Origin of the sequence: Lactobacillus johnsonii, assembly GCF_014058685.1 — a bacterium.
In the GTDB taxonomy this organism is placed as follows: Bacteria; Bacillota; Bacilli; order Lactobacillales; family Lactobacillaceae; genus Lactobacillus.
This window is the reverse complement of record NZ_CP059055.1, coordinates 1180550-1206807: the sequence shown is the minus strand read 5'-3', so window position 1 is coordinate 1206807 and position 26258 is coordinate 1180550. Positions and strand designations below refer to the sequence as shown.

Genomic DNA, 26258 nt, shown 5'->3' with positions numbered 1-26258 from the left:
CTTTATACGGATAAAGTTTCTATTGTAGAGGTGAGAGTGTAATAAGAGAAAGAAGAGTTGAAAAATGAAAATTTCAATTTGGGGCGATTATGCATGTCCTTACTGCTACATTGGTGAAACTAACTTACAAAAGGCAATTGAAGAGTTAGGTGTTCAAGATAAGATTGAATATGACTTGAATGCTTTTCAAATTGATCTAGATGCTCCTAAGTCAACTAAGCAAACTAATGCAGTCCTCTTAGCTTATGAAAAGGCAATTCCTTTAGCTAAAGCAAATGCAGCCTATGATCATGCTAAGGCAATGGGTAAGGCAGTTGGCCTAACAATTAATGAAGCAACTGCTTATAACACAAATACGATGGATGCTCACCGGATGGTTCAATGGGCTAAGGCAACTTATCACGATTCTAAGCTAATTGAAAATCTAGCTGATGATTTATTCTATGCTTACTTTACTGAAAATAAGGAATTAGCAGACCATAAGGTATTATTAGATGTTGCAAAGAAGAATAAGCTAGATACCGAAGAAGTTAAGAAGATTCTAGATTCTAATGCATATCAAGATGTAGTTATGCAAGAAGAAGCTGACTTAGAAAGTCGCGGAGTTGAATCTGTACCATACTTTTTAATTAATGGTCAGCAATTTGATGGTGTTCAAGATGTTTCAACCTTCAAAACTGTCATTGGAGCAGGCTTTGGGATGAAGCCAGATGAATTTTTAAACTTCTAAAAAAGTTATTTAATTAGGTCCTACACTTTTATAGGTGTAGGACCTTTTTTATATAGTGATTTTTTGGTATTATTATATTATTGAATAAAAATGTTATTTAATAGAAAAAGGAGATGACAATGAATAATAAACTAAATCTTTTTAACATTGGTTTACCAACTAGTGAAGACTTAAATACTTGGTCTAAAGACTGCATTAAGCAAAGGTTAGATAACAATATCAGTGGCAATCTTCTCCCCTTTGTGTCAGAAGCACCAGATTATGAACTAAATGAGAATATGGTCGCCTTGTATGACTTCCATACTAATCCCATTAAGGGTAAATACCAGTCGGTAATTTTTGATAAAAGAGCTGGTATTATTTTATGCCAAAAAAATAGCCGCCAGCTAATTAACCATCTTTTGAAGCACAAGCTGATTTTAGGAGCAGTTTTACAAAAGAAACTACAAAAAGAACTGGGCTTTTACTACCGTCATACAATTTCTTTAGGCGAAATTGCCTACTTTTCACTTCGAGCCCATTCAGAAAAGCATACTTCTTGGATTGGCTTACATCATATGCAGACGGTACAACAAGAAAATGGTCGCGTTACTTTTTCCTATCAAGAGAATGGTTATAGTTATAACTTTGAGTTTGAAGACTGTGCACCGAACATGTATAAGCGACTGGGAGAAGCAATTACCCATAATCATGTTTTAGGACAAATGCTAGTAGGCTACGCTAAGTCGCATGGTTTTCATTTGAACTTATGTAAGTGCAGAAAGAATAGTCTAGTAGCTAACCAAGAATACTTTTACTTAACTAAGATTCAAAATGCCTTAAATTTAACTGAACTTGCTGAAGAAGCAATTGAAGAATTTCATCGAAATTATGGTCGACACTGTGCTGACTTTTTTGATATCAAAGATTGGCAGATAAATGACCATAATTTGATTTATCGATTATCTAGAAGAATAAAATCAATTCTGTAGCACGCTTAAAAAGCGTGCTTTTTCTTTACAAGAAATACCGTGAAGAATAAAGAGATAAAAAGAAAAAAGAGTGAAGAGAGAAAAATAAGAATCGCAGTGTAGCATGCTTTTTGTAGGGGACGGTCTTGGATTTTAGAAAAATTGCGTTCCTGATAGTCTAATATCTGCACAAGCGCTTGTGACATTACTTAAAGGAATGGTCACATGATTAAAGAAGAGAATTTTATTAAAGCCTGGGAAAATCGCCGCTTGGTTTGCGGAGCAATTAAGGCTGCTGGCGTGAGGAAAGATTATCAAGAGTATGCGGACTTGGTCCAGGATGGAGTTTTGATTTATGCGGGGATGCTTGAGAATAGTCAGGACCACGATATTGATCGGCTTGTCTTTAAGAAGATTCTTTGGCATACGTTAGATGAATTAAGAAAGGTTCAACGCCGAGAAGAAAGAAGCGAAGAGATAAATAACGAGCTTGAATTAAAGAAGGAAAAAATTGAATGGGATAACTTAATAATTTTGAAAGATAAAGTCAAGGAATTAAATGGAATTGAAAAACTAGTGTTTTTTGAACATTTGCTCGCACAAAAAGAAATTACAAATTTGGTTGAGGTGGCGGGATGTTCAAGGCGAACTCTGCAGAGAGTAAAGAAGAATTTAATGGTTAAATTGAAAAACGCTTTGAAAAATTAAATAAAAAACGCAGCAAATTAAATAACGAAAACTGTATTTTTGCCGAGGTTAGGTTGATTTCTGGGGGGGGGTGCCAGTATACTTATCAACGTGAAGGTGGTTAGAGCGCTATTTAGAGCATGTTCTGATTCAATAAATGTGTTTTTTTATGCTAATTGTGAATTTTCTATGAATTTTCATATATTTTTTGTATAATGATTTTTAGTGTTACTAAAAAGCAAAAAATAAAAGAGGAATAAAATGGATCATAAGAATAGTGATAATGAATTAAGACATCGCTCACATCATCACCGTCATCATCGACGTAAAAAGTTTTGGCGTATCTTTTGGATTGTATTAGGTGTCTTCCTAGCAGTAGACATCATTGCGGTTATTATCGCTTGGCACAATATCCATGTTGCCACTAACAATATGTATAATCCGATGAGTAATGAAATTAGTGATCGGAAGGTTAGCGACACACTGAAAGATAAGAAGCCAATGAGCCTGCTTTTATTGGGAACAGATACAGGTGAATTTGGACGTTCTTACAAGGGGAGAACAGATACCATTATGATGATGGTAATCAATCCTAAAACCAATAAGACAACAGTTGTCAGCTTGCCTCGAGATATGAAAGTTAACTTACCGGATTATCCAGACTATTCACCAGCTAAGATTAACGCAGCCTATACTTATGGTGGTGTAGATGAAACTGTTAAAACGATCAAGAAGTACTTCAATGTTCCGACGGATGCTTACGTAATGGTAAACATGGGAGGATTAGAGAAGGCTATTGATCAAGTTGGGGGAGTGACAGTTAAGTCGCCATTAACATTTGATTATGAAGGTTATCACTTCACTAAGGGCGTAACTTATCACATGAATGGGAAGAAGGCTTTGGCATTCAGTAGAATGCGGTATGATGACCCACGAGGAGATTATGGGCGTCAAGAGAGACAAAGACTTGTAATTATGGCATTATTAAAGAGTTCCATTTCTTACAAGACGGTCGTAAACCAAGAATTCTTAAATTCAATCTCTAAGCAAACGATGACCAACTTGACATTTGATAATATGGTTGCGTTAGCTCAAAACTATCGTCATGCAACCGATAATGTCACAACTGATCATGCTCAGGGACAAGGTGATTGGGAGAATGGCGTTGCTTACGAGTCAGTTAGTCAAGCAGAATGTCAAAGAATTAGTAATAAGTTACGTGCTGCCTTAGGGCTTAAGCCGGAAACCTTAAAGACAGGAGAATAGGAAAAAGTGGAAAACAGTACAAAAACTGAAAATACAATCGATTTACGTAGATTATGGATGCTTCTTCGAGCACATATTTGGGCAATTATCGCCTGGGCCGTTGGCTTAGGAGCAGTAGGATTTGTCTTAGCTGCTTTTGTAGTTGAGCCAAAATATACTTCAACTACTCAGATTTTGGTTAATCAAAAACGTAATGAAACTGATGCAAATCAAGCATATAATGCTCAACAAGCCGATGTACAGGTAATCAATACTTATAAGGATATTGTTACTAGTCCAGTTATCTTAAAGGATGCTTCTAAGTGGATTAAGAATCCAACTGAAGTCGTAAAGCCAGCTAAAAAGGCTAAGTACAAGACTTTAGCTGATGGTACTAAAAAGCTTGTTAGTACCGCTGAGCCAGCTGTTGTAAGAAGAGCGGGTCGTGGCTACAACGTTAGTGCTAAAGAAATGCAAAAAGCAGTGTCAGTATCTACGCAACAACAATCACAAGTGTTTACGATTAGTGCTAAGAGTAATGATCCAGAAAAGGCTCAAGCAATCGCAAATGCAGTTGCTCAAACATTTAAGAATAAAATTAAGAGCATTATGAATGTTAATAATGTAACGATTGTTTCACCTGCTTCTTTAGGAGCAAAGACCTTCCCTAAGACTTCATTATTTACTCTAGCTGGCGTTGTACTGGGATTAATTATCAGTATTGCTTTAATTGTCTTGCGTGATTCATTTAATACTACAGTCAGAGATGATGACTACTTGACGAAGGAATTAGGTTTAACTAATTTAGGTCATGTGTCTCACTTCCACTTATCTAATGACTTTAGTATTAATAAGAAAGATAAAAATTCTGGTAAAAAGAAGCGTGTATAGGAGAGTATAAATGGGATTGTTTAATAGACGTAGAAAACGTGGTACTGATGAAACCATGCAATATGGTGCTAAGTTAATTACTGTAGCAAAACCACAAAATCCAGTAAGTGAACAGTTTAGAACAGTTAAGACTAATATTGACTTTACAAGTGTTGATCATCAAATTAAGGCCTTGGCCTTTACTTCAGCTAATATTAGTGAAGGTAAGTCAACGGTAACAGTTAATGTGGCTGTCACAATGGCTCAAGCAGGTAAAAAAGTATTGTTGATTGATGCCGATTTGCATAGACCAACATTGCATCAAACATTCGATATTTCAAATCGAGTAGGCTTGACTACTATTTTAACGTCACATTCTAATGAAGTTGATATGGCTAACATTGTGAAGGAAGATATTATTCCTAACCTTTCGGTAATGCCCGCTGGACCTATTCCACCTAATCCAGCTCAATTATTAGGTTCGAACAGAATGCGTGCTTTTTTAAACATGGTTAAGGAACACTATGATCTAGTAATTTTAGATTTAGCTCCCGTTTTAGAAGTTTCCGACACTCAAATTTTAGCTGGTGAAATGGATGGCGTAGTTCTAGTTGTGCGTCAAGGAATAACTCAAAAAGCTGGTGTTGAACGAGCAATTGAAATGCTTAACTTAACTAAGACACATGTTTTAGGTTATGTAATGAATGATGTAAGAACTGGCCCAGATGGATACGGCTATGGATACGGCTATGGATACGGGTATAGCAAAGAAAAAGATACAGAAACGAAGTAATAAAAAATGGTATTAGTTGATATTCACTCACATATATTACCAGGAATTGATGATGGTTCTCCTGATTTGGATTCATCATTAGGTCTAGCAGAGGATGCAGTAACGGATGGAATTACCCATGCATTAATGACACCGCATACTCTAAATGGAAAATATTTAAATCATAAAAAAGATATCATTAAGGAGACAGCTAAGTTTCAGGAAGAATTAAAAAATCATAATATTCCTTTGACTGTCTTTCCAAGTCAAGAAGTTCGTCTAAATGGTAATTTACCGCAAGCTTTAGATGATGATGATATCTTATTCTGTGATGAAGATGGTAGATATATGTTATTGGAGTTTCCAAGTGAAGATGTACCGACTTATGCCAAAGATATGACTTTTAAATTGTTAGGACGGGGAATAACACCAATAATTGTTCATCCAGAAAGAAATTCTGGTATCTTGGCTCATCCAGAAAAATTACAAGAGTTTATTGAGCAAGGCTGTTTAACGCAAATAACTGCTAGTTCGTATGTGGGAGTATTTGGTAAAGAGATCGAAAAATTAGCTGATCGATTTGTAGAAGCTGGTCAAGTAGCTACTTTTGCTTCAGATGCCCATACATTGCCAAAACGAGAAAGTCGTATGCATGACGCTTATGAGAAGTTAGAAAAAACGCAAGGATTGGATGTTGCTAATAGCTTTAAGCAGAATGCACGAAACATTATTAATTCTGATAATGTTAATTTAAATTGGAAACCTTTAAATAAAAAGAAACGGTTTTGGATATTTTAGCTGTTGTATGGGGAGAGAAACACAGTGGAAAGAGAAGGAATAAAGGAAGAAACCTTTGAAAAAATCAAGAGCAGTGAAGATGGTCGCGTCTTCTACCATTTCTTTAAAAGGACTTTAGATATTGTAGTGAGTTCTTTAGCAATCATTGTTTTATTTGTGCCTAGTTTAGTAATTTCTTTTTTGATTTATCGTCAAGACAAGCATAGCCCTTTCTATGGCCAGACGAGGATAGGAAAAGAAGGCAAGCCATTTAAGATGTGGAAATTTAGATCGATGATATACAATGCTGATGAAGTATTGAAAAAAAATCCAGAATTATATCAAAAATACTTAGAAAACGATTTTAAACTTCCCGAAGGTGAAGATCCTCGAATTACAAAAATTGGTGCCTTTTTAAGAAAAACATCTTTAGACGAGATTCCACAGTTTTTAAATGTTTTCATGGGACAAATGAGTTTGATTGGTCCAAGACCAATTGTTAAAAAAGAACTTGTAGAATATCGAGGTTTGGATAGAAAAATGTTTCTTTCTGTCAAGCCAGGAGCTTTAGGATTATGGCAAGCAAGCGGAAGGAGTAATATAGGTTATCCTGAACGTTGTGACATTGAACTAGAATATGTTAAAAAAGCTTCTTTATGGTTTGATATAGTAGTTTTCTTTAAATGTGTAATAAGTATATTAAAACAGGATGGTGCGTTTTAAAAAATGAAAAATATCCAAATTTTAGTAGCCGCCCACAAAGAGTTTCCGATGCCTAAATCTAAAGGATATATGCCAATATTAGTGGGAGCACAGAAAAATTATCAACCTGGTATTTCCTATCAGAGGGATGATGAGGGGGAAAATATATCTGAAAAAAATCCTAATTATAACGAGTTAACAGCTATTTATTGGGCTTGGAAAAATTTAAAAGATGTCGATGCTGTAGGCTTAGTTCACTATCGACGTCTTTTTTTCGATAAAAAACCATATAATTTAGAGAACGTTATAAATATTGAAAAAGTAGAACAACTCTTACAAAAGTATGATGTACTTTTACCTAAAAAGAGAAATTACTATATTGAAACAAACTATTCTCATTACATTCATGCACATCATAAAGAGCCTTTAGATAAAACACGCGAAATAATTGAAAAGTCATATCCAGCATATTTAAAAGCTTTTGATAAAGTGATGAAAAGCCGAAAAGCACACATGTTTAATATGTTTATTATGAAGGCTGATGCATTTGACTCATACTGCAATTTTATGTTTGGGGTTCTAGGAAAGCTTGAAAAAGAAATTGATATTTCAGATTATTCTGTTCAAGAAGCAAGAGTATTTGGATATATTTCAGAGCTTTTAATGGATGTTTGGTTATATACAACTAATGAAAGCTATAAAGAAATTCCATGGGGACAAATTGGTCCTAAACAATTAATGAAAAAGGCTATCAGTTTTCTCAATAGAAAATTTGGAATTGGTAAAAAACAAACTCATTTTTAGGTGATAAGTATGAAAAAGGCTATAATCGCTGTTCCATATTTAAAGGGAATGGGTGGAACAGAGACGGTGATTAAAAACTTTGCGGAAGCTTTAGATGTAAAAAATAGTAATAATGATATATCATGGAAATTAATTAGTTTTGGTGGAACTGATAAGTCGGATTGGTTAAAGCATTGGAATAAAAAAGTATATAATTTTTCAAAAAAAAGATACATCCAGCTAGCTGCCTATGCTGGATATATGCCTTTTTTAATCGCTAATATTTTAAAAAAAGAAAAACCTGACTTTTTCATTGCTACTAATCCGATTATTTGGAGCATGGCCTCTAAGTTTAGAAAACTCATATCTCCTAATACTAAAATCATTGCTTGGTATCATTATTCCTTTAAAATGAAGAATGTAAAGCTTAAATATCTAAAAGGTGTAGATGAGTTTTGGGCTATTAGTTCCGGAATAAAAAAGGAATTAGTAAGTATGGGAATTAAGTCCGAAAATATTAGGCTTATTTATAATCCTTTAAATTTTAGTAAAACGCATTTGGTTAAAAGAAGCCCACAACATAATCATTTTATATATATTGGAAGAATTGATTATCAAGGTCAAAAAAATACTTCTGAGTTAATTCATGCATTTAACAATGTAAAAAATGAATGGTCCTGCGATTTTTATGGAAGTGTAGATGAACAAACAAAAATAAAATTAAAAAAAATAGCATATAAAGATGTGCAAGAAAAAATTTGTTTCAAAGGCTTTCACAAGGACATTTGGTCAAGGATTGAAGAAGCCGATGCCCTTATACTTACTTCTAAATTTGAAGGACTTCCGATGGTTTTGATTGAAGCTGCCTCCCGTGGAATTCCGATTATATCTTCTGATTGTCCTACTGGAACGAAAGATATAGTAAATGAAAATAACGGTTGGTTATATAAAATGGGAGAAAGTGGACAATTAGCTAATATATTAAATGATATCATTTCCCTAAAAAGAACTTTACCATCTTCAGAGGAAGTAGAGAAATCTGTCCATAGATTTAATTATGAAAACTATAAAATTAGAATTTTGAAAAGTTTGAGAAACGAAAAGTAATGAAAATATCTACACGTAACATATATGAATTTTGTATTTATTCAATTATATTTTTAAATTTAGGATTTTTAGATGTATTTGGGGCTCTAGATAGACAAGCTATGTTTGTATCTATTCTTTTAGGTATATTCGCCTTTTTCATATACATATTTGATTCTAATCGACGGGCTATAAAAAGAGGAAAGGATCTTGTTGTAGGCATCTTCCTTATTCTTTGTGTTTTTATATTACAAATGTTTCGCATTCAAAATGATGGAATAAATCCACGTGCTGCATTTATTACGTTTGGTGGAATGCTACTTGGTTTAGCTACTTTTCCTATGTATGAGCTACTGATGACGCAATTTAAGAGGACCATTAAATATATTGTAAATATTGGTTTTGCTGCGATGATACTGCGCATTATATTATGGTTCTTTTATAACTTTTTTCATATTAATCTTGGACGAGGTTTTTTTGAAGGAAGAGAAGATTGGACACGAACGATACTAGGCTTTAGTTTAGTTAGAATTAGTGAACCATATATTAGTGGTTTTTTATTTATTATTTGTATATTGGGTATTTATAATAGAGGATATTTCAAAAAGAAGTCTAGTAATTTGATAGGTATTGCACTGCTCTATTTTTATGCTATTTTTGTTAGTCAGACTCGAATGCAATTGTTAGTGTATACAATTATTTTAGGGTTGATGATACTGATACAAGCCTTAAATTCAAAAAAGATAGGAATATTTATATTAAGTGTTATTGCCATCTTAATGTTGATACTTTTCAATAGAGAGCACATAATCTCCTTTTTTAATTCTTTTGATCCTAATTCTGTGAATGGATATTCTACAACAGTTCGTATAAATAGTTTTAATTACTTTTTTACTGAATGGGAAAATAGTAGTAGATGGTTAGGTTTTGGTTTTACACCAGATGGTCATGCAGTAGGATTAAATAAATATTGGATTAGTGATTTTGGTATTTATATTAATTTATTTGAATTTGGAATTTTAGGCTTTTTAATTTTGATTTATCCTCTAATAAAGGGAATAGTGGTTTCATTAAAGTCTTTTAAAATAGGTGCTTTTTATAGTAATTTATTCATTGGTCTAACTCTTTTCCTTTTAATATCTCTAGAAAACATATATTTATTGAATTTATCTACTATTGTGCCGATTTATTTTGGCTTGATGTTATTAGTTGAAAATAGGAAATTAATATCGAGAAATAAACATGAAAATATCAGTAATAATTCCAATATATAATTCAGAAAAATATTTAAAAGAATGTATTGAAAGTGTTCTAGATCAGAACTATTTAGATTTAGAAATAATCTTGATAGATGATGGATCAACTGATAATAGTAAGTTGATTTGTGAAGAGTACGTACAAACTTATGATAATATAGCCCTCTACTGTCAAACTAATCAGGGTGCCTCAGCTGCGAGAAATTTAGGAATAAAAAAAGCATGTGGAGAGTATATTTTCTTTCTTGACAGCGATGATGTAATGTGTAAGGGAATATTAAAGTCAATAGATAAATATTTAGAGGAAGATATTGATTTACTTATTGGAAACGTAATTCATTGGAATACGCGTACTCATAAAAAATATATAGAAACAAATACAGAGTTTGTAATTAGTGAAAAAGATATTTATAAACTTTGTATGAAATATGCAAAAGAGGAGTATCAAATTCCATGGAATCCCTATCAGTCTTTTTGGAAGCGAGAGATTATGAGGACACATCATCTTCTTTTTAATACTGACTTAACAGTTGGGGAAGATTGTGATTTCTTCTTTAGATTTATAAGCTTTGTCCATGAATTTGGGGTTGTGACTGAAAGCTTTGTGAAATATAGAGTAGATACAGTAGGATCATTAATTAAAAGTAAAACTTATAACAATATTTTTAGTCAATTATGGGTTTTTAACAACTTAATTGAACAATTTAAAAATAATGATATCTTAAAGACTTATTTTGCTGATAAATTTGTTAGTACTCTGTTTCAAATAGAATTGTTGCCTAGATCAACAGATAAAAAAAAGTGTTATAAATTTATTTTTGAAAACAGTAAAAACTTAGACTATATAAATAGATCAATTCCAAAGTATTTTCTTTTTGATAAAATGAGAAAAATATTCGGAATACAAGAAACGGCACGTATTTTTAATACAATGCGAACAATTAGTCATCGATTAAAGAAAAAAGATTTATAGAGATTGTGTGTAAAACGATTAGGGTAAATGCGGTGAATAAAAAGTATAAATATAAAAATAAATATTATAATAGACCATTAAAAATAGAAAAAATATCAGAGGGGACTATTTTACCGTTAAGAGAAAATAAAGGTGGAGTTTTAAATAAAAATAATGACTTTGTTTCATTGTCATACCATGACGGAGAGTGGTTTAAGCTGGGAAGAAAATATAAGGAGAAACCAGTTTTAGAGATTGATGAGCCTGTAGTCTATTTAGGAGTTTTTATACATCAATGGGGCCATTTCATTTTAGATTCTTTAAGTAGAGCATGGATTATTTCTAAATTGGATGATATAAAAAAATATAAATTTGCATTTTTAAGTGAAAATAATCGAAAGATAGATGGAAATTATTTAGAAGCTCTAAAATTATTAGGTCTGAAGCCCTCTCAAATCCTTGTCGTGGACCAAGCTACAAGATTTAAAGAAATAATTATTCCCCAAATGTCAACCTATCCTGATCATAGTTTCAGTCAAGAATATCCACAAATTTTTAGACAAATGGTAAAAAATGCAGATATCGCAAATATAAGTGTTCCTCAAAAAATTTACTTGACTAGAACAAATTTAAAAGTAGCAGAAAAAAAAGAATTTGGTGAAAAAATCATTGAAGAAAATTTTAAAAGAAATGGGTATAATATTGTTTCACCTGAAAAATTAACCATCCAAGAACAAATAGCAATTTTTCAGAAGGGAAAAGAGATTGTATGCGTAAACGGTTCGATACCTTTTGATATAGTATTTGGTTCTCCTGACTTACATCTAGTTATAATAAATAAAACTAGTCTATTACATATTAATATGTTTGAGCTTAGTGAAGTCAGTGGCATTGAACCAGTTTACCTTGATGGATATTATGAACCGTTAAAAAGTTTCCCAAAAACTTTAGGAGAAGGACCATTTATTTTGAATTTTGGAAAAGATTTGAAATCATATTTTAAAAAGAATGGTTTGAAGTATAAGGTTCCGAAAAAATATCCTTCTAAATTAGTTTTGGTTAAATACATTTTACTATGTTTAAAAATCTCTGGTAAAAATTCTATAAAACATCTAATAGGAAAGAAATAAAAATATGGAAAATAACTCTATTATATGTCAAATTCTTAACTATAATGATGTACTTCATGTTAAGAAGATTGTAAATAAAATTAAAGACTATCACATATTTGAATATATATTAATTGTAGATAATAATTCGTCTGATGGCTCTTTTAAAAAATTAATGGAAATGTATAAAGAAAATCCTAAAATTAGAGTTATCTCTTCTCCTAAAAATGGAGGATACGGCTATGGAAATAATTTTGGTATAAATTATGCAGTAAACGAATTAAAGGCTAAAAAAGCAATTGTTTGTAATCCAGATGTCGAATTTGAGGAACAAACTGTCATTAAGTTAGTAAATATAATGACAAAAACTAATGCCGCTCTTACATCGGCTGTTGAAGTAAATAAAGTTCCTAGTATAAACAAAGCTTGGAAGATTCCAACCCCATTTGCCTGGATTTTGGATGAGACCAAATTGAGGAAATTATCATTTAATAAATTTCATTATCCTGATGAACATTTTAGGACTGAATATAGTGAAGTAGATTGTGTCTCAGGAGCTATGTTTTTACTGGATCTTGAAAAATTTTTAGATGTTGGCGGATATGATGAGAATATGTTTTTATATGGTGAAGAAACTGTATTAGGATACAAGTTTAAACAAAAGGGATATAAAACATATCTTCTAAATTATGAAAGCTATAATCATTTACATTCTGCTTCAATTGATAAAAGCATCCCCGATAAAGTGAAAAAAATGAAGATATTAGATCAAAGTAAATTATATTTTTATAAGACATATTTAAAAGAAAATCCGATTAAGTATGGATTAGAAAAAATGTGTTTTAAATATATTGAGCAAAGTAGAAATTTAATAGGAAAAATAAAAAGATAAAGATTATCTGAGGTGAAGAATTATGATTTATGTTTTGTGTCCAGCAGGAGTTAAAACGGGCGGAACAGAACTATTGCATCAGTTAGTATTTCAAATAAATAACCTGTCCAGTAAACAAAAAGCTCAACTAGTTTATACTGGAACAGGAAATATTTATCCGGTGAAATCATTTGAAAAGTATGTTAATGAGAATTGGATAAAAGAAGCTGATGTAATTGAAAATAAGGAAAACATTATTGTTATTCCTGAAACAAGCTTATCTGAATTTAATAAATTTAAGCTGGGCAAAAAATATATATGGTGGCTAAGTGTAGATAATTTTTATAGAACCGGTTTTAATGGATGGAAAAATATTAATGACACAGTGAAACAACTTGGTGTATACCACACTGTCGGTAGTCTATTAAAAGGAAGAGTTCAAAATTATAAAAAAGAAATAAATAGTGCAGATCTTCACTTGTTTCAATCGTATTATGCGAGTCATTTCTTGAAAAATACTGGGATTCTTAATAGTAAAAAAGTATATCTATCAGATTATATTAATGATTTATATATTGATAAATCTGCTGTGGCTTTGAAACACCCCAGAGAAAATATAGTTCTATATAATCCAAAAAAAGGTCTAAATTTTACTAAGAAAATTATAGAGAAATCTCCATCTTGGATAAAATGGGTTCCTTTAATTAATATGTCAAATGATGAAGTATATCAAAATTTAATTTCTGGAAAAGTTTATATTGATTTTGGTAATCATCCGGGAAAAGACAGATTTCCTAGAGAAGCAGCAATTTCTGGATGTTGTATTTTAACCGATAGGAAAGGAGCAGCAGCATATCAGAAAGATGTACCGATATTAGAAAAATATAAATTTAATGATAATAAAAAAAATATACCTAATATTGTAAACCAAATAGAGTATTGTCTTAATAACTATCAAGAGGCGATTAAAGATTTTGATAGTTATAGAGATTTTATAAGACAAGAAAAAGATATATTTAAAAAAGACATAATTAGACTATTCGAATAGTATTTATTCTTTCCTTTAGATAAGTATAAGAATTTATATAATATTTACTTATGGAACAAAAATATGATAATGAAAATAACTGTAATCGAATAAAAAGGGAAAGCATACGAATGTATACTATGTGTTTTAAGGCATGGAATAGGGGTATGTAAAGTGGGTAACTAATATATTTAGTATCTACATAGATACAAGATATTTAGATCTACTTTTACTATTGCACTCAGTTATATCATACATCTTATAATAAAAAGTCGTGAAGGAGATAGAAAGTATGCAGGCGGTTGTTATTAGTGCTTATAAAGATACCAAGTATTTACAGCGGTTAATAAATTTTTTTCAAAAAGAATTTAAAGTTATTATTCATATTGATAAAAAGAGTAATATAAATATTAATGATCTTAAGTTTAATTCGAATGTTTCAATCTATAAAAGATATAAAATCAATTGGGGAAGTTACAATCATCTTTTGGCAATTCTGTTTTGTCTACGTAAGGTAATAGAAAATCCAAAAATTAAATATATTCACATAATTTCTGGAGGAGACATACCCGTAAAGAATATTAAAGAATTTAAAAAATTTGAAACTAGTAAGTTAATCTTTATGGAACATTTTAAAGTTAGTGAACTTAATGATCCTAATATAAAAAAAAGGTATGAATATGGAACCCGATTTTCAAATTTTGATTCTAGAAAAAAAGCAATTAAAATAGTGAATAAATTTTATCAAATGACACATAAGCCTAAAAAAGAAATAGGAAGGTTTAATGAGAGTCAGTTGTATAAAGGATTAATTTGGATGTCTCTTCCAAAAGATGCTTTAAAGTATGTATTAGAATATAGTGAAAAGAATAAAGTGCTAGATTCACTAAAAAATGTGTTGATTCCAGAAGAATTTTATTTTCAGACTATATTAATGAATTCAAACTATAGAAAAAATGTGGCTTCAAATAATATAACTTATAATGATTGGTCAAAGGAGAGGCATGGGTCTTTGCCAGCTATTTTAGATGAAAGTGATTTTTTACAGATAAAAAATGGAGATTATTATTTTGCGAGAAAAATCGATCCATATATATCTAGAGAATTAGTAAAAATAATATCTGAAAAGATTAATAAATTTTAAAAAGTAAAGAAAGTATAATTAAAAAGTAGTATATTTTACAAGGTTAAGATAAATAATGAAAAAAAAATATTTAGTAGTAGGGTCAGGATTATTTGGTGCAGTATTTGCACATGAAGCAGCAAAACGTGGTAATAAAGTTACTGTAATTGAACAACGAGATCACTTAGCAGGAAATATTTACACTAAAGAAGTTGATGGAATTCAGGTTCATCAGTATGGTGCACATATTTTCCATACTTCAGACAAAAAAGTTTGGGATTATGTACAACAATTTGCGGAATTTAATCGTTACACTAATGCCCCTGTAGCCAATTACTATGGTAAAATGTATAATTTACCATTTAATATGAATACTTTTAGTGAAATGTGGGGAGTAAGAACTCCACAAGAAGCTATGGATAAAATTAATGAACAGCGACAAGAAATGGCAGGCAAAGAACCACAAAATCTTGAGGAACAAGCCATTTCATTAATTGGACGTGATATCTATGAAAAGCTAATTAAAAGTTATACTGAAAAGCAATGGGGAAGAAAAGCTACTGAATTACCAGCATTTATCATTAAACGATTACCAGTTCGATTAACTTATGATAATAATTACTTCAATGATGATTACCAAGGAATTCCTAAGGGTGGTTATACTCAAATCGTTGAAAAGATGCTTAATGACGACAATATTGAAGTTAAATTAAATACTAACTTTTTTGATAAAAAAGATGAATATGTAAAAGACTTCGATAAGATTGTCTATACTGGTATGATTGATAAATTTTTTGATTATAAGTTAGGCGAACTAGAATACCGCTCACTTCGTTTTGAGACTGAAGAAAAAGATGTTGATAATTACCAAGGGAATGCAGTAATAAATTATACTGATGCAGAGACGCCATATACTCGTGTAATTGAGCATAAACATTTTGAGTTTGGAAAAGGTGATAAAGATAAAACAATTATTACCCGAGAATATCCTGCTGACTGGAAACGTGGAGACGAACCATATTACCCCGTTAATAATGATAGAAACAATGAGTTATATAAACAATACAGAGATTTAGCTGAAAAAGAAAACGATAAAGTCATTTTTGGTGGTCGTTTAGGTCAATATAAATATTACAATATGGACCAAGTAATTGCAGCTGCTTTAGAATCTGTAAAAAATGAGTTTGGTGAATAATTTTTATGAAGGTCATTAAGAATTACCTTTACAATGTTGGCTATCAAGTTTTAGCAATAATAGTACCCTTAATTACATCAGCATATGTCAGTCGAGTTTTAAGACCAGAGGGTGTCGGTGCTAATTCATTTACTAACTCCATAATTCAATATTTTATCTTATTTGCAAATATGGGTATTGGATATTATGGAAATAGACAAATAGCCTATGTGAGAGAAAATAGAGAGCAAATGTCAAAAACTTTTTGGGAGATTCAAATTGTAAAGACTATTATGACTCTATACGCCTTTGTTGCGTTTGAAATTTTTATGATTTTTTATACTCGTCAACCTGAGTATATGTGGGCACAATCATTAAATTTAATTGCAATTGCATTTGATATTTCTTGGTTCTATGAGGGAATAGAAGATTTTAAAGTTACAGTTTTAAAAAATTCATTGGTAAAAATTTTATCAATGATTGCTATCTTTATATTTATCAAAGGACCAAATGATGTAACTTTATATATTATTGTACTTGCTTTATCAACATTAATTGGTAACTTAACTCTATGGCCAAATATTAGACGTGATCTTGATAAAGTTTCAATTAGGTTTTTGAATCCATGGCAACATTTTTTACCTATGGCTGAACTATTCATTCCCCAGATTGCAACACAAGTGTATGTGCAACTTAACAAGACCATGTTAGGAGTCATGGTTAATGAAACAGCATCTGGATATTATCAATATTCCGATAATTTAGTTAAGTTAATTTTGGCATTGGTTACAGCAACGGGAACAGTTATGTTACCACACGTTGCTAATGCAGTTGCACATGGCGATATGCATAAAGTTAATCAAATGCTATATAAATCATTTGACTTTGTTTCTGCTGTTTCCTATCCCATGATGTTTGGATTGGCAGCAATATCTCTCACTTTAGCTCCAAATTACTATGGACCGGGCTACTATCCGGTTGGATCCGCTATGATGATTGAATCAATTGTAATTTTAATTATTGCATGGAGTAATGTGTTAGGGGTTCAGTATTTACTGCCAACTCATCATCAAAAGCAATTTACGATTTCTGTTACTTTAGGGGCAGTTGTAAATCTGATTTTAAATATTCCATTGATCAGATTATGGGGCCTAACTGGTGCAATGTGGTCAACTGTTTTTTCAGAGATTTCTGTTACCTTATACCAAATGTGGGCTGTGCGACACATGCTTAATTTTAAGGCATTATTTGCTGACTCTTGGAAATACTTCGTTGCGGGCTTAGGAATGTTTATTCCTGTTTTTTGGATGAATACCCATTTAAAGGGGTCTTGGTTGATGATGGGGCTGGAAGTACTAGTTGGTATAGGAATTTACGCTGGGGTATTATTTATACTACGGGCTAAGATACTTCAGGATGCCAAAGAGCTAATTGGGGATAGATTTAAAAAATAGGCATTCGTTAAGGAAAAGTAGTATTTAAATGGCTGTTTGTAAAATCCTGTTGAGGAATGGTTTATAAAGAGAGCTAAGTAACTAGAAAATAGTTGTTTGGCTCTTTTTCTTTTACAATATTTTCTTCGAGTCTAATTCTAATTAATAAATGTTTGAAATTTCTATAGCCATAAGCAGTACGCTCAATTTGTTTAATTTTACGGTTAACTCCTTCAAGACAGCCATTAGAATAAGTTGAGGCAATACCATTTAAGACACCAGAATAATTGCGTTTAAAAGTTAATAGAGTTTGATGCATTTGTTTACCAACCGCTTGTTTTGAATGAAGTAAGTGAATAACTTTCTTTTCATCTTTATTCTGAATAGCAGCCATAAAGTCTTGCATAATCCAATAAGTATTTTCTAAAGTTTGATCACAATCTAAACCGTCTAAGACAACATGCTCCTGTGTTAGACAGTCCTTAAAATGCCAGTCGTAATAAGGAGTAGTCTTATTGAGCTTGCCATATTTCATGAGATAAAGCTTCCAAGGGGACTTTAAAAGTTTATATTCACGACTTTGTTTATTGAACTTTTTCATGATCTGAACTCTGAAAGTATTAAAAGATCGAGTAAGCATTTGAACCATATGAAAACGGTCAATAACTATCTGAGCATTTGGAAATAATTCTCTAGCAACTAAAGGATAATAACAATTAAGATCCATAGTTACTGTTTTAACCATTGCACGAGCTTTAGGAGTGAACTTGTAAAAATAGCGTAGAATATCAGGTTTGAAACGAGTTCTAAGAATTTGAACAACTTTGTGAGTATCACCATCTAGACAAATAAAGTGAAGCTTTTTGCCTACGCCCTTAAATTCATCAAAAGCTAAGTGTTCAGGGAGATGATCAAAGGCATCATAGAACTTAGAAGAGCAGACTTCTAATACTCTTTGAACCGTGTTGACAGATACATTATGTTCTCTAGCAATGCTGGTCATTGAACGATCTTCAGTAAGAGCAGAAAGTATTTTTCGCTTAGAAGTGTTAGAGATATAGCAGCCTTTATTAACCAGATTAGATTGAGCCATAGATCTTTTTAAACAGTAATTGCAGAGAACACGTTGTTTTCTTAATCTGATAGTAACGGGCTTACTAGCATCAGCAGTAATGAAACGAACGTTAGAGACGTAATGACCGTTATGCTTAAGATTAGTAGAACGACAATAAGGACAAGTAGGCTGGATCAGCTCAGCTAAATATATTTTGTAAATCTTACCGTTAATATTTTCATTTGAATAATCAGAAAAAATAATGTTTTTATCTTCAATATCAAGAGTAAATTTAATATAATCATTTAAAGAGGACATAGTTTAAATCTCCATACACTTAATTGAATTGGTCGAAGAAGGATTTTAAGTAAGAGAGGACTATGGCCTCTATTTTTACGTAAACAAATCCTGTCGATAGAATATCATAGATGTTCATCAACAGGAAAACGTATACAGCCTAAAAATAAAGATTTAGAATTGAATCTTTATAGTTCTCTAGATTTTGAAGTGATGATAAAAATCGTCGATACTTTAGTTTATTTAGTTAGAGAAAAGTTTGAGCCTGTTCCTTTTTCTGGTAAAGTGTTTCTCTTTTGTGGCGGTAAACAGGATAGCTTTAAAGCTTTATATTGGGAGGGACAAGGTTATTAGTTTCTCTATAAAAGATTTGAAAATGGTAAGAGTAACTGGTCCAAAATAAAGCACTAACTTCTGAATAAATTGATTGGCTAATACAAGGCTTCTCTATTATGCTAAAAATACACGCAATTTCTATTGATCTTGCGTTCTTTTTTGATATCCTATGTTTAATGAAATCTAGGAAGCTATTTCATCGTGTCAGAAATAACTTTAGAAAAAATTATTCAAGAACAAGCAACAACTCTTAGAAATTTAACAGAAGAAATAGCCTTTTTCCGAGAATAAGTAACCTACTTAATTTAAAAGAGATGTGGTAAATTTTCTGAGCAGATGCCAAAATTAGTGAAGATGATGATCGTCGCAGGAGAAGGCTGAAACTATTGCTTATAAGAAAAGTAAATATAAGGCTAAAAGAGAAATTGCTCGGTTAGCTTTCCTTTCTGAAGAGGTACCTCATAAGCTATATGAAGCAGAACAAATTTGTTTAGTTCGTCATCATACCCTAAAATAAATTGGCTCCTGGACTGCGAGAAAATAATTAGTCTTTGATCCTGCAAAAATTAAGCGACTAGAGCATATCCGGAATAAAGAGACATATAAGCACTATTTCCCAATACATTAAATTAAAGGTTAAGGTAGATAAAAATAATTTAAATACAAAAAGTATAATAAACATTGATTAGAAAATTAATAAATATAGAATTTGATAGATAATTGATGATTTATAGAAAAGAAGGGGAAACAATCTATGCAAAGAAAAATAGGAGAAATAAGTAAATTTTTTAATAAAATTGGTTTTATCTTTGATGATCAGCGTTTTTTTCAATTGTTAGTTTTAAATTTTATATCACTATTTTCTATTAAAATTTTTGATATTAATAAAATATTTGATATTAGAATATTTTTACTATGTATATTTGAATTAATTAATTTATATATATTGCGAATATACCGTTCAATTTTTAAAAGGCTAAAAGATAGCCTTAATAAAAAAGGATACTCTTTATTTTTTAAATATAATATATTGCATGTCTCTGTATATATAACCCATATTTTCATCTTAATAATGCCTATTCCGAAAATAGTTTTTAAACTGCCGATTTTAACCAATATATGTATTGAAATATATTTAGCTTTGTTTTTTGTATTGATTGTGGGAATATATCCATTTGTTACAATGATTCCATATACTTATTCACGGCGCTATAAAAAGAAGATAGGAAACTTTTTTATTAACTTATCGCAGAAAAGAATAAACTTAAATTCCGTATATTCTATTATTAAAGATAATGATCAATTAAATATATTTCTTAAACCGTGTCCTAATGATAGGTTAGATAATATAAATGGAGAAAATATTATAAAAAATTTAACAAAGTTAAAGAATAAGAATATAAACTTGTATATAAAAATGAAGTCGACAGTAAAAGGGCAAAATAATACTCCATTTTGGAATTTAGGTTCAATCTGTCTTGCACTAGTTCCTATTATTTCTACTCTTTTTTCTCACAATTTTTTCGTAGATATTATTAATACTTTTATTCCTGGTAAAGACAATAAAGTTAATAATATCAATGCTACGACTGAAGCTCTGGTAGGTATATTTTTCATATTAATTTTTGCTAGTTTGATAAAAGTAGGAATTAAGGAAGCTAATAAAAATTATTATGAAAGAATGTTAATGTATTTTGATGAAATAGATCATTGATTGTTAATTTAAGGAATGCTTGTAAGAGGAATAGTTATTATATTTATAGAATAGACAAAAAATTTGCTAATTGTAAACTTAAATTGAGTATTTGCTATAAAACAGAAAGTTTATTTGGGGTCTAAAACTATTACTAGAATTGTTGATTTACTAAATTAACGGGAAGATGGAGAATTTATTCAAGCAGTACCATATACTGGTTTTGGTACGGTTAAATATATTTATAATTGTAGGATCTACATGAATTATTTAAAATTGTAAACTTATTGGCTGGAAATTGTGAATACTAGTTAAAATTATGATGAATTATTTTAGTAAGGAAAAATGATTATGCAACAAGAGACTATTGAGAAGTTAAAGAAAGACTATTCTCAAATGAAAATAAAAGGTAACAGTAGCGTAATTAAGTATATATTTAGATTTAATTCTGTGAATGTAAATATTTATTTTGATGAATTTGATAAAAATATACCTAATTTATCTATGATTTTGATTAAAGGTGATAACTATTATTATTCTTCACTTAATATTTTAAGTCCAGAAATTAATGTTCAATACTTGGAGAAGATTCCTCTTGATATACTACGTTCTCTTCTGAATAACAATAAATTAGACAAATTTTTTATAAAAGTAGAAAACTTTATTCTGAAAAATGATTGTTATATAACTAGTTATAAAAAGGATTCAATTTTTAAGAATACCATGAAGTATGCAGTTAATAGCAAGTCCAGAAAAGATTTGCCTTTTTTACAAGGCTGTAGACATGCTAAAATGACAGATTCTACTTATTATCGTTTACAAAATACATTTGGGATAGAACAAAATGTATTAGATAAAATAAGAGATAAAAATTTAACACTGGTTAGGACATCTGATATTAACAGAAGAAAGACCCTAATCTTTGTGTTAGAAAACGTGGGATTGAGCTTGAATAACTAAATATGTTAATTAATGTCAATAATCGTAAAGAAAATTTTAGGATAATTGATATTTACGATCTTGGGTTTAGACGAACGTAAAAAAATGCGTGTATAACTTGACTTAGTTAAAGAGAAGTTTGACGCTTTGGTTAATCATAATTTTCAATAGAAAACTAGGACATAGTTAGTTGGGATACTATTGCTTAATAACAAGTAGCGCTTTATCAGTTGTTCATTCTCTACTTCGACTTTTTCTTTATAAAAAATATTTTTAACTTTTAGTAGGAGAAATTAAAGTGTTTGTAAATAAACAAAGAAAAATCAATCAATTGAAAGAAGAAATTCATAGTATTTCTTTTTATAGACCTAATGAATTAGATAAGACTTTAGACTATTTTTTAGGGAAAGATAGTAATAGTAAAGATGCTTATCAGTTTGAAGTACTAATCTATTTGCAAAAGATAATTTGTAATAGCATTCAGTATGGCGATTTTGCTTATGCATCTTTGAGTAGACCTCATAGTGCACCGAAAGGATTTGATTCTAATTGTTTTAGACCGAGAAATTCAAAAGATTATAAAAATATTGATCTCTATGATAATCCTGTATTTATTAGTGGTTTAAAAAATCCAATTATTGCGTGTCCGTGGAATAATCAGAGAATTGTAGATAATATTCGGTATATTGGAAAAGGAAATAATAATAAATTTGATTCAAAAAATTCAAATATAGACAATGTTTATATTTATCCATTAGGTATCGTTTTAGTTAATAACGGAAATCATAGTCAATTAAGTGCTGTGCTAAAAAATGAATTTGATCAAGTTAAAATTAATCGTATTTATGATATTTCTTTGGCGTTAAAAAATTCTGATAGTGAATTTTCGAATTTTTATGGATACAGTCGAATAAATAATAGGGTAGTTAGAGACAAATGGATTTCTTTAATGAAAATTGGAAGTATATTAGGTAATAATAAATTTTTCCCACCTGAAATATTAAATAATCTCAGAGAGGAACAAAGGTAATGTGTTTCTTGGGTTCGTATCATTTTCAGTTAATTAGAATTGTAGTGAATACTGATATATTGCTCTTCAGACAAGATAGGAAGTTATATTTATAAAAAAATTAACATGCCAACATATTACACAAGCGGCGAATTTGCGAAGAAGGCGCATGTTTCAATTCGTACAATTCGCTATTACGATCAAAAAAATTTATTAAAACCATCAACACACACGGCAAGTGGTGCAAGACGTTACACTGATGCTGATTTTGCCAAATTACAACAAATTCTTCTATTAAAATATCTTGGATTTTCTTTAACAGACATTCGAGAAATGACTTTAGGATCAGGAGATAGGCAACTTTTACTTGATTCTTTGCAGATCCAAAAAAGACTAGTGGAAGAACGACTTAAAGAAATGCAGAATGTAGTTACTGCCATTGATTCAACTAGTAGCACTTTGAGGGCCGGACACGAAGTAGACTGGAATAAGATGCTAGACTTGATTCATTTGACTTCAATGAATCAGTCTCTAAGTACTCAATACCAAAATGCTTCCAATATTTCTGCGCGAATCAAGCTTCACCGGGATTATTCTCTTAATAAAGAGGGATGGTTCCACTGGTTGTTTAGACAACTAGACTTAAAGCCGGGGATGAAGATTCTAGAACTAGGGGCGGGTAATGGTACTCTCTGGTCACAAAATCTAGATAGAATTCCTAAAGGATTAACCATTGTTTTATCTGATATTTCTGAAGGTATCTTAGCTGATGCGAAGAATGAGATTGGAGACAGAGCAGAATTTCAATATGCTGTTTTTGATGCACAAAAAATACCTTTTGCGGATAATACATTTGATTTGGTAATTGCTAACCATATGCTTTTCTACTGTGACAATATTCCTAAGACTTTGAAGGAAATAAAGAGAGTAATGAAAAAGGGCGCTTCTTTTGCGTGCTCTACTTATTCTAAGAGACATATGCATGAAATTACTGATTTAGTTCAAGAATTTAATCCAGAAATTGTCTTGTCTTCAACTAACTTGTATGATCGCTTTGGCTTAGACAATGGGGCAGAAATTTTATCCCATGATTTTACTGATGTTACCTGTTATAAGTATGAGGATGCGATTGAATTGTCTGAATCTACGCCAGTAATTTCTTATATTTTGTCTTGTCATGGTAATCAGAATTCGATTTTACTAGATCACTATAATGAATTTAAAAATTACGTTGATGATAAAGTAAGCGATGGCTTTCATATTACTAAAGATGTTGGATGTTTTATTTGTAAGAAATAAACTTAGGATCAAGCACTATAAAGCAAAGTGTTTGATCTTTTTTTGTTTAGAATTAAAAAACAGCCTTTTTTTATTTTATCCTCTTGAGGGTGACGTAACGTAATGTTATATACTTCATATGAACTCAAAAATTTGGAGGATAAATATGAAAGTTATTGTTACTGGCGGTGCCGGTTTTATCGGTTCAAACTTTGTTTTTTACATGTTAAAGAAGCATCCTGATTACGAAATTATCTGTTTAGATAGTTTAACTTATGCAGGTAACTTATCTACTTTAAAGGATGTTATGGATAATCCTAACTTCAAGTTCGTTAAGTTAGATATTCGTGACCGTGAAGGTGTTTACAAGTTATTCGAAGAAGAAAAGCCTGATGTAGTAGTTAACTTTGCTGCTGAAAGTCACGTTGATCGTTCTATTGAAAACCCAGAAATTTTCTTAGAAACGAACATTATCGGTACTTCTGTCTTAATGGATGCTTGCCGTAAATACGGTATCAAGCGTTTCCACCAAGTTTCAACTGACGAAGTTTACGGTGATTTACCACTTGATCGGCCAGATCTTTTCTTCCACGAAGATACTCCACTTCATACTTCAAGTCCTTACTCATCAAGTAAGGCTAGTGCAGACCTATTAGTTGGTGCATACGGCAGAACTTTCAACTTGCCAGTAACCATCTCACGTTGTTCTAACAACTATGGTCCATATCAATTCCCAGAAAAATTGATTCCATTGATGATTCAAAGAGCATTAAACAATGAAAAATTACCAGTTTACGGTGATGGTAAGAATGTTCGTGACTGGCTCTATGTTGAAGATCACTGCAAGGCAATTGACCTTATCTTAGAAAATGGTAAGCCTGGTGAAGTTTACAACATTGGTGGTCACAACGAAATGGCTAACATTGATATTGTTAAGCTTATCTGTGATTACTTAGATAAGCCATACTCATTAATTGAACACGTTACTGACCGTAAGGGTCATGACCGTCGTTACGCTATCGACCCAGAAAAGATTCACAACGAATTAGGCTGGCTTCCAGAAACTATGTTCAAAGATGGTATCAAGAAGAATATCCAATGGTACCTTGACAACAAAGACTGGTGGGAAAACATCATTTCTGGTGACTACCAAAACTATTACGACGAAATGTACGGTAAGAAGCAAGTTTTAGATAAGGACTAATTCAGCATGAAGGGAATTATTTTAGCAGGCGGTTCAGGTACTCGCTTATATCCATTGACTTTAGTAACTAGTAAGCAATTATTGCCAGTTTATGACAAGCCAATGATTTATTACCCATTATCTACTTTAATGTTAGCTGGTATTAAAGATATTTTAGTTATCTCTACTCCAGCTGACACGCCACGTTTTAAGGAACTATTAGGTGATGGTTCACAATTTGGTGTTAACCTTTCTTACAAGGTTCAACCAAGTCCAGATGGTTTGGCTCAAGCATTTACATTAGGTAAGGATTTCATTAATGGTGAAGCATGTGCCATGGTTTTAGGTGATAACATTTTCTACGGTAATGGTTTTACTGACTTACTTAAGAATGCTGCTGAAGATGCTCAAAAAGGTAAGGCAACTGTCTTTGGTTACTACGTAAATGATCCAGAACGTTTTGGTGTTGTTGACTTTGATGAAAATGGTAATGCCGTATCTATCGAAGAAAAACCAGAACAACCTAAGAGTAACTATGCTGTTACTGGTCTTTACTTCTATCCAGCTGGTGTAAGTGAAAAGGCTGCTCAAGTTAAGCCAAGTGCACGTGGCGAAGTAGAAATTACTAGTCTAAACGATATGTACTTACAAGACGATAACTTAGGTGTACAGCTTTTGGGTCGTGGTTATGCATGGCTTGATACTGGTACAATGCAAAGTTTAGTTGACGCTTCTAACTACGTTAAGATGATTGAAGAACGTCAAGGCGTTTCTGTTTCAGCTCCAGAAGAAATTGCTTATATTCACGGCTGGATTGACAAGGATCAACTTTTAGAAGCAGCTAAGCACTATGGCAAGAGCCCATATGGTAAACACTTAAAATCAGTTGCTGAAGGTAAAGTTCGTTACTAAAATTTTTAAT

General features: G+C 31.2%; 26 protein-coding genes. 25 read left to right on the top strand and 1 reads right to left on the bottom strand.

The annotated features are described in order from the left end of the window. Nucleotides 1-64: 64 nt before the first annotated feature. The 18 genes from H0I41_RS05590 (at nt 65) to H0I41_RS05505 (ending at nt 17568) form a co-directional block, all read left to right on the top strand. The gene (locus H0I41_RS05590; RefSeq protein ID WP_014567587.1) at nt 65-730 is read left to right on the top strand and encodes a DsbA family oxidoreductase; all 666 of its coding nucleotides are present in this window, start codon (nt 65-67) and stop codon (nt 728-730) included. 119 nt (nt 731-849) lie between these two features. Then, complete coding sequence (locus tag H0I41_RS05585; protein WP_135014364.1) at nt 850-1701, top strand: hypothetical protein; 852 nt, start codon at nt 850-852, stop codon at nt 1699-1701. A gap of 204 nt (nt 1702-1905) precedes the next feature. Beyond that, nucleotides 1906-2388 carry an RNA polymerase subunit sigma gene (locus tag H0I41_RS05580; RefSeq protein ID WP_086874802.1) on the top strand — a complete coding sequence of 161 codons (483 nt, stop codon included), beginning with the start codon at nt 1906-1908 and terminating at the stop codon, nt 2386-2388. Between the two features lie 240 nt (nt 2389-2628). Next, nucleotides 2629-3633 carry an LCP family glycopolymer transferase gene (locus H0I41_RS05575; protein ID WP_014567584.1) on the top strand — a complete coding sequence of 335 codons (1005 nt, stop codon included), beginning with the start codon at nt 2629-2631 and terminating at the stop codon, nt 3631-3633. 6 nt (nt 3634-3639) lie between these two features. Then, nucleotides 3640-4503, top strand: a complete 864-nt coding sequence (locus tag H0I41_RS05570) for a YveK family protein (protein WP_135014365.1) — start codon at nt 3640-3642, stop codon at nt 4501-4503. A 10-nt stretch (nt 4504-4513) separates the two neighbouring features. Beyond that, nucleotides 4514-5275 carry a CpsD/CapB family tyrosine-protein kinase gene (locus tag H0I41_RS05565; RefSeq protein ID WP_086874804.1) on the top strand — a complete coding sequence of 254 codons (762 nt, stop codon included), beginning with the start codon at nt 4514-4516 and terminating at the stop codon, nt 5273-5275. A gap of 6 nt (nt 5276-5281) precedes the next feature. Then, nucleotides 5282-6052 carry a tyrosine-protein phosphatase gene (locus tag H0I41_RS05560; protein ID WP_135014366.1) on the top strand — a complete coding sequence of 257 codons (771 nt, stop codon included), beginning with the start codon at nt 5282-5284 and terminating at the stop codon, nt 6050-6052. A 63-nt stretch (nt 6053-6115) separates the two neighbouring features. Continuing rightward, nucleotides 6116-6754, top strand: coding sequence for a sugar transferase (locus tag H0I41_RS05555; protein ID WP_234694691.1), 639 nt, complete (start codon nt 6116-6118; stop codon nt 6752-6754). Between the two features lie 3 nt (nt 6755-6757). After that, entirely contained in the window at nt 6758-7537 is a 780-nt protein-coding gene (locus H0I41_RS05550; RefSeq protein WP_113886554.1) for a DUF4422 domain-containing protein, read from the top strand. Between the two features lie 9 nt (nt 7538-7546). After that, complete coding sequence (locus tag H0I41_RS05545; RefSeq protein WP_135014367.1) at nt 7547-8623, top strand: glycosyltransferase; 1077 nt, start codon at nt 7547-7549, stop codon at nt 8621-8623. Then, complete coding sequence (locus tag H0I41_RS05540; protein WP_086874809.1) at nt 8623-9876, top strand: hypothetical protein; 1254 nt, start codon at nt 8623-8625, stop codon at nt 9874-9876. Before H0I41_RS05545 ends, H0I41_RS05540 begins: the two co-directional genes overlap by 1 nt. After that, entirely contained in the window at nt 9845-10831 is a 987-nt protein-coding gene (locus H0I41_RS05535) for a glycosyltransferase family 2 protein (RefSeq protein WP_086874810.1), read from the top strand. The genes H0I41_RS05540 and H0I41_RS05535 overlap by 32 nt, the downstream gene beginning before the upstream one ends. 32 nt (nt 10832-10863) lie before the next feature. Then, nucleotides 10864-11940 (top strand): glycosyltransferase family 61 protein, encoded by a 1077-nt coding sequence (locus tag H0I41_RS05530; RefSeq protein ID WP_162222159.1) that lies wholly within the window; start codon nt 10864-10866, stop codon nt 11938-11940. A gap of 4 nt (nt 11941-11944) precedes the next feature. Next, nucleotides 11945-12811 carry a glycosyltransferase gene (locus H0I41_RS05525; RefSeq protein WP_086874812.1) on the top strand — a complete coding sequence of 289 codons (867 nt, stop codon included), beginning with the start codon at nt 11945-11947 and terminating at the stop codon, nt 12809-12811. Nucleotides 12812-12833: 22 nt separating this feature from the next. Beyond that, on the top strand, nt 12834-13838 hold the full coding sequence (locus H0I41_RS05520; protein WP_135014369.1) for a hypothetical protein: 1005 nt from the start codon (nt 12834-12836) through the stop codon (nt 13836-13838). 271 nt (nt 13839-14109) lie between these two features. Then, a complete protein-coding gene (locus H0I41_RS05515) occupies nt 14110-14961 on the top strand; it encodes a beta-1,6-N-acetylglucosaminyltransferase (RefSeq protein WP_135014370.1) in 852 nt (283 codons plus the stop codon). Nucleotides 14962-15016: 55 nt separating this feature from the next. Next, nucleotides 15017-16135, top strand: a complete 1119-nt coding sequence (glf, locus tag H0I41_RS05510; protein ID WP_135014371.1) for a UDP-galactopyranose mutase — start codon at nt 15017-15019, stop codon at nt 16133-16135. A 5-nt stretch (nt 16136-16140) separates the two neighbouring features. Next, nucleotides 16141-17568 carry a flippase gene (locus H0I41_RS05505; RefSeq protein WP_086874816.1) on the top strand — a complete coding sequence of 476 codons (1428 nt, stop codon included), beginning with the start codon at nt 16141-16143 and terminating at the stop codon, nt 17566-17568. A 73-nt stretch (nt 17569-17641) separates the two neighbouring features. On the opposite strand, the gene H0I41_RS05500 is transcribed toward H0I41_RS05505, so the two are convergent. Next, on the bottom strand, nt 17642-18919 hold the full coding sequence (locus tag H0I41_RS05500) for an ISL3 family transposase (protein WP_182094499.1): 1278 nt from the start codon (nt 18917-18919) through the stop codon (nt 17642-17644). A gap of 192 nt (nt 18920-19111) precedes the next feature. Between H0I41_RS05500 and tnpB the strand changes: the two genes are divergently transcribed. From tnpB to rfbA, 7 genes are all read left to right on the top strand, one after another. Further along, nucleotides 19112-19252: an IS66 family insertion sequence element accessory protein TnpB gene (tnpB, locus tag H0I41_RS05495; protein ID WP_086874861.1), complete on the top strand. Its 141-nt coding sequence runs from the start codon at nt 19112-19114 to the stop codon at nt 19250-19252. Nucleotides 19253-19988: 736 nt separating this feature from the next. Then, nucleotides 19989-20948 (top strand): hypothetical protein, encoded by a 960-nt coding sequence (locus H0I41_RS05490; RefSeq protein ID WP_135014742.1) that lies wholly within the window; start codon nt 19989-19991, stop codon nt 20946-20948. A gap of 330 nt (nt 20949-21278) precedes the next feature. After that, nucleotides 21279-21887, top strand: a complete 609-nt coding sequence (locus tag H0I41_RS05485) for a hypothetical protein (RefSeq protein WP_086874818.1) — start codon at nt 21279-21281, stop codon at nt 21885-21887. 277 nt (nt 21888-22164) lie between these two features. Then, nucleotides 22165-22896, top strand: coding sequence for a DUF6710 family protein (locus tag H0I41_RS05480; RefSeq protein ID WP_135014744.1), 732 nt, complete (start codon nt 22165-22167; stop codon nt 22894-22896). Between the two features lie 105 nt (nt 22897-23001). Beyond that, the gene (locus tag H0I41_RS05475) at nt 23002-24174 is read left to right on the top strand and encodes a MerR family transcriptional regulator (protein ID WP_086874820.1); all 1173 of its coding nucleotides are present in this window, start codon (nt 23002-23004) and stop codon (nt 24172-24174) included. Nucleotides 24175-24319: 145 nt separating this feature from the next. After that, complete coding sequence (gene rfbB, locus H0I41_RS05470; protein ID WP_182094497.1) at nt 24320-25357, top strand: dTDP-glucose 4,6-dehydratase; 1038 nt, start codon at nt 24320-24322, stop codon at nt 25355-25357. A 6-nt stretch (nt 25358-25363) separates the two neighbouring features. Beyond that, on the top strand, nt 25364-26248 hold the full coding sequence (gene rfbA, locus H0I41_RS05465; protein ID WP_086874822.1) for a glucose-1-phosphate thymidylyltransferase RfbA: 885 nt from the start codon (nt 25364-25366) through the stop codon (nt 26246-26248). Nucleotides 26249-26258 lie beyond the last annotated feature (10 nt).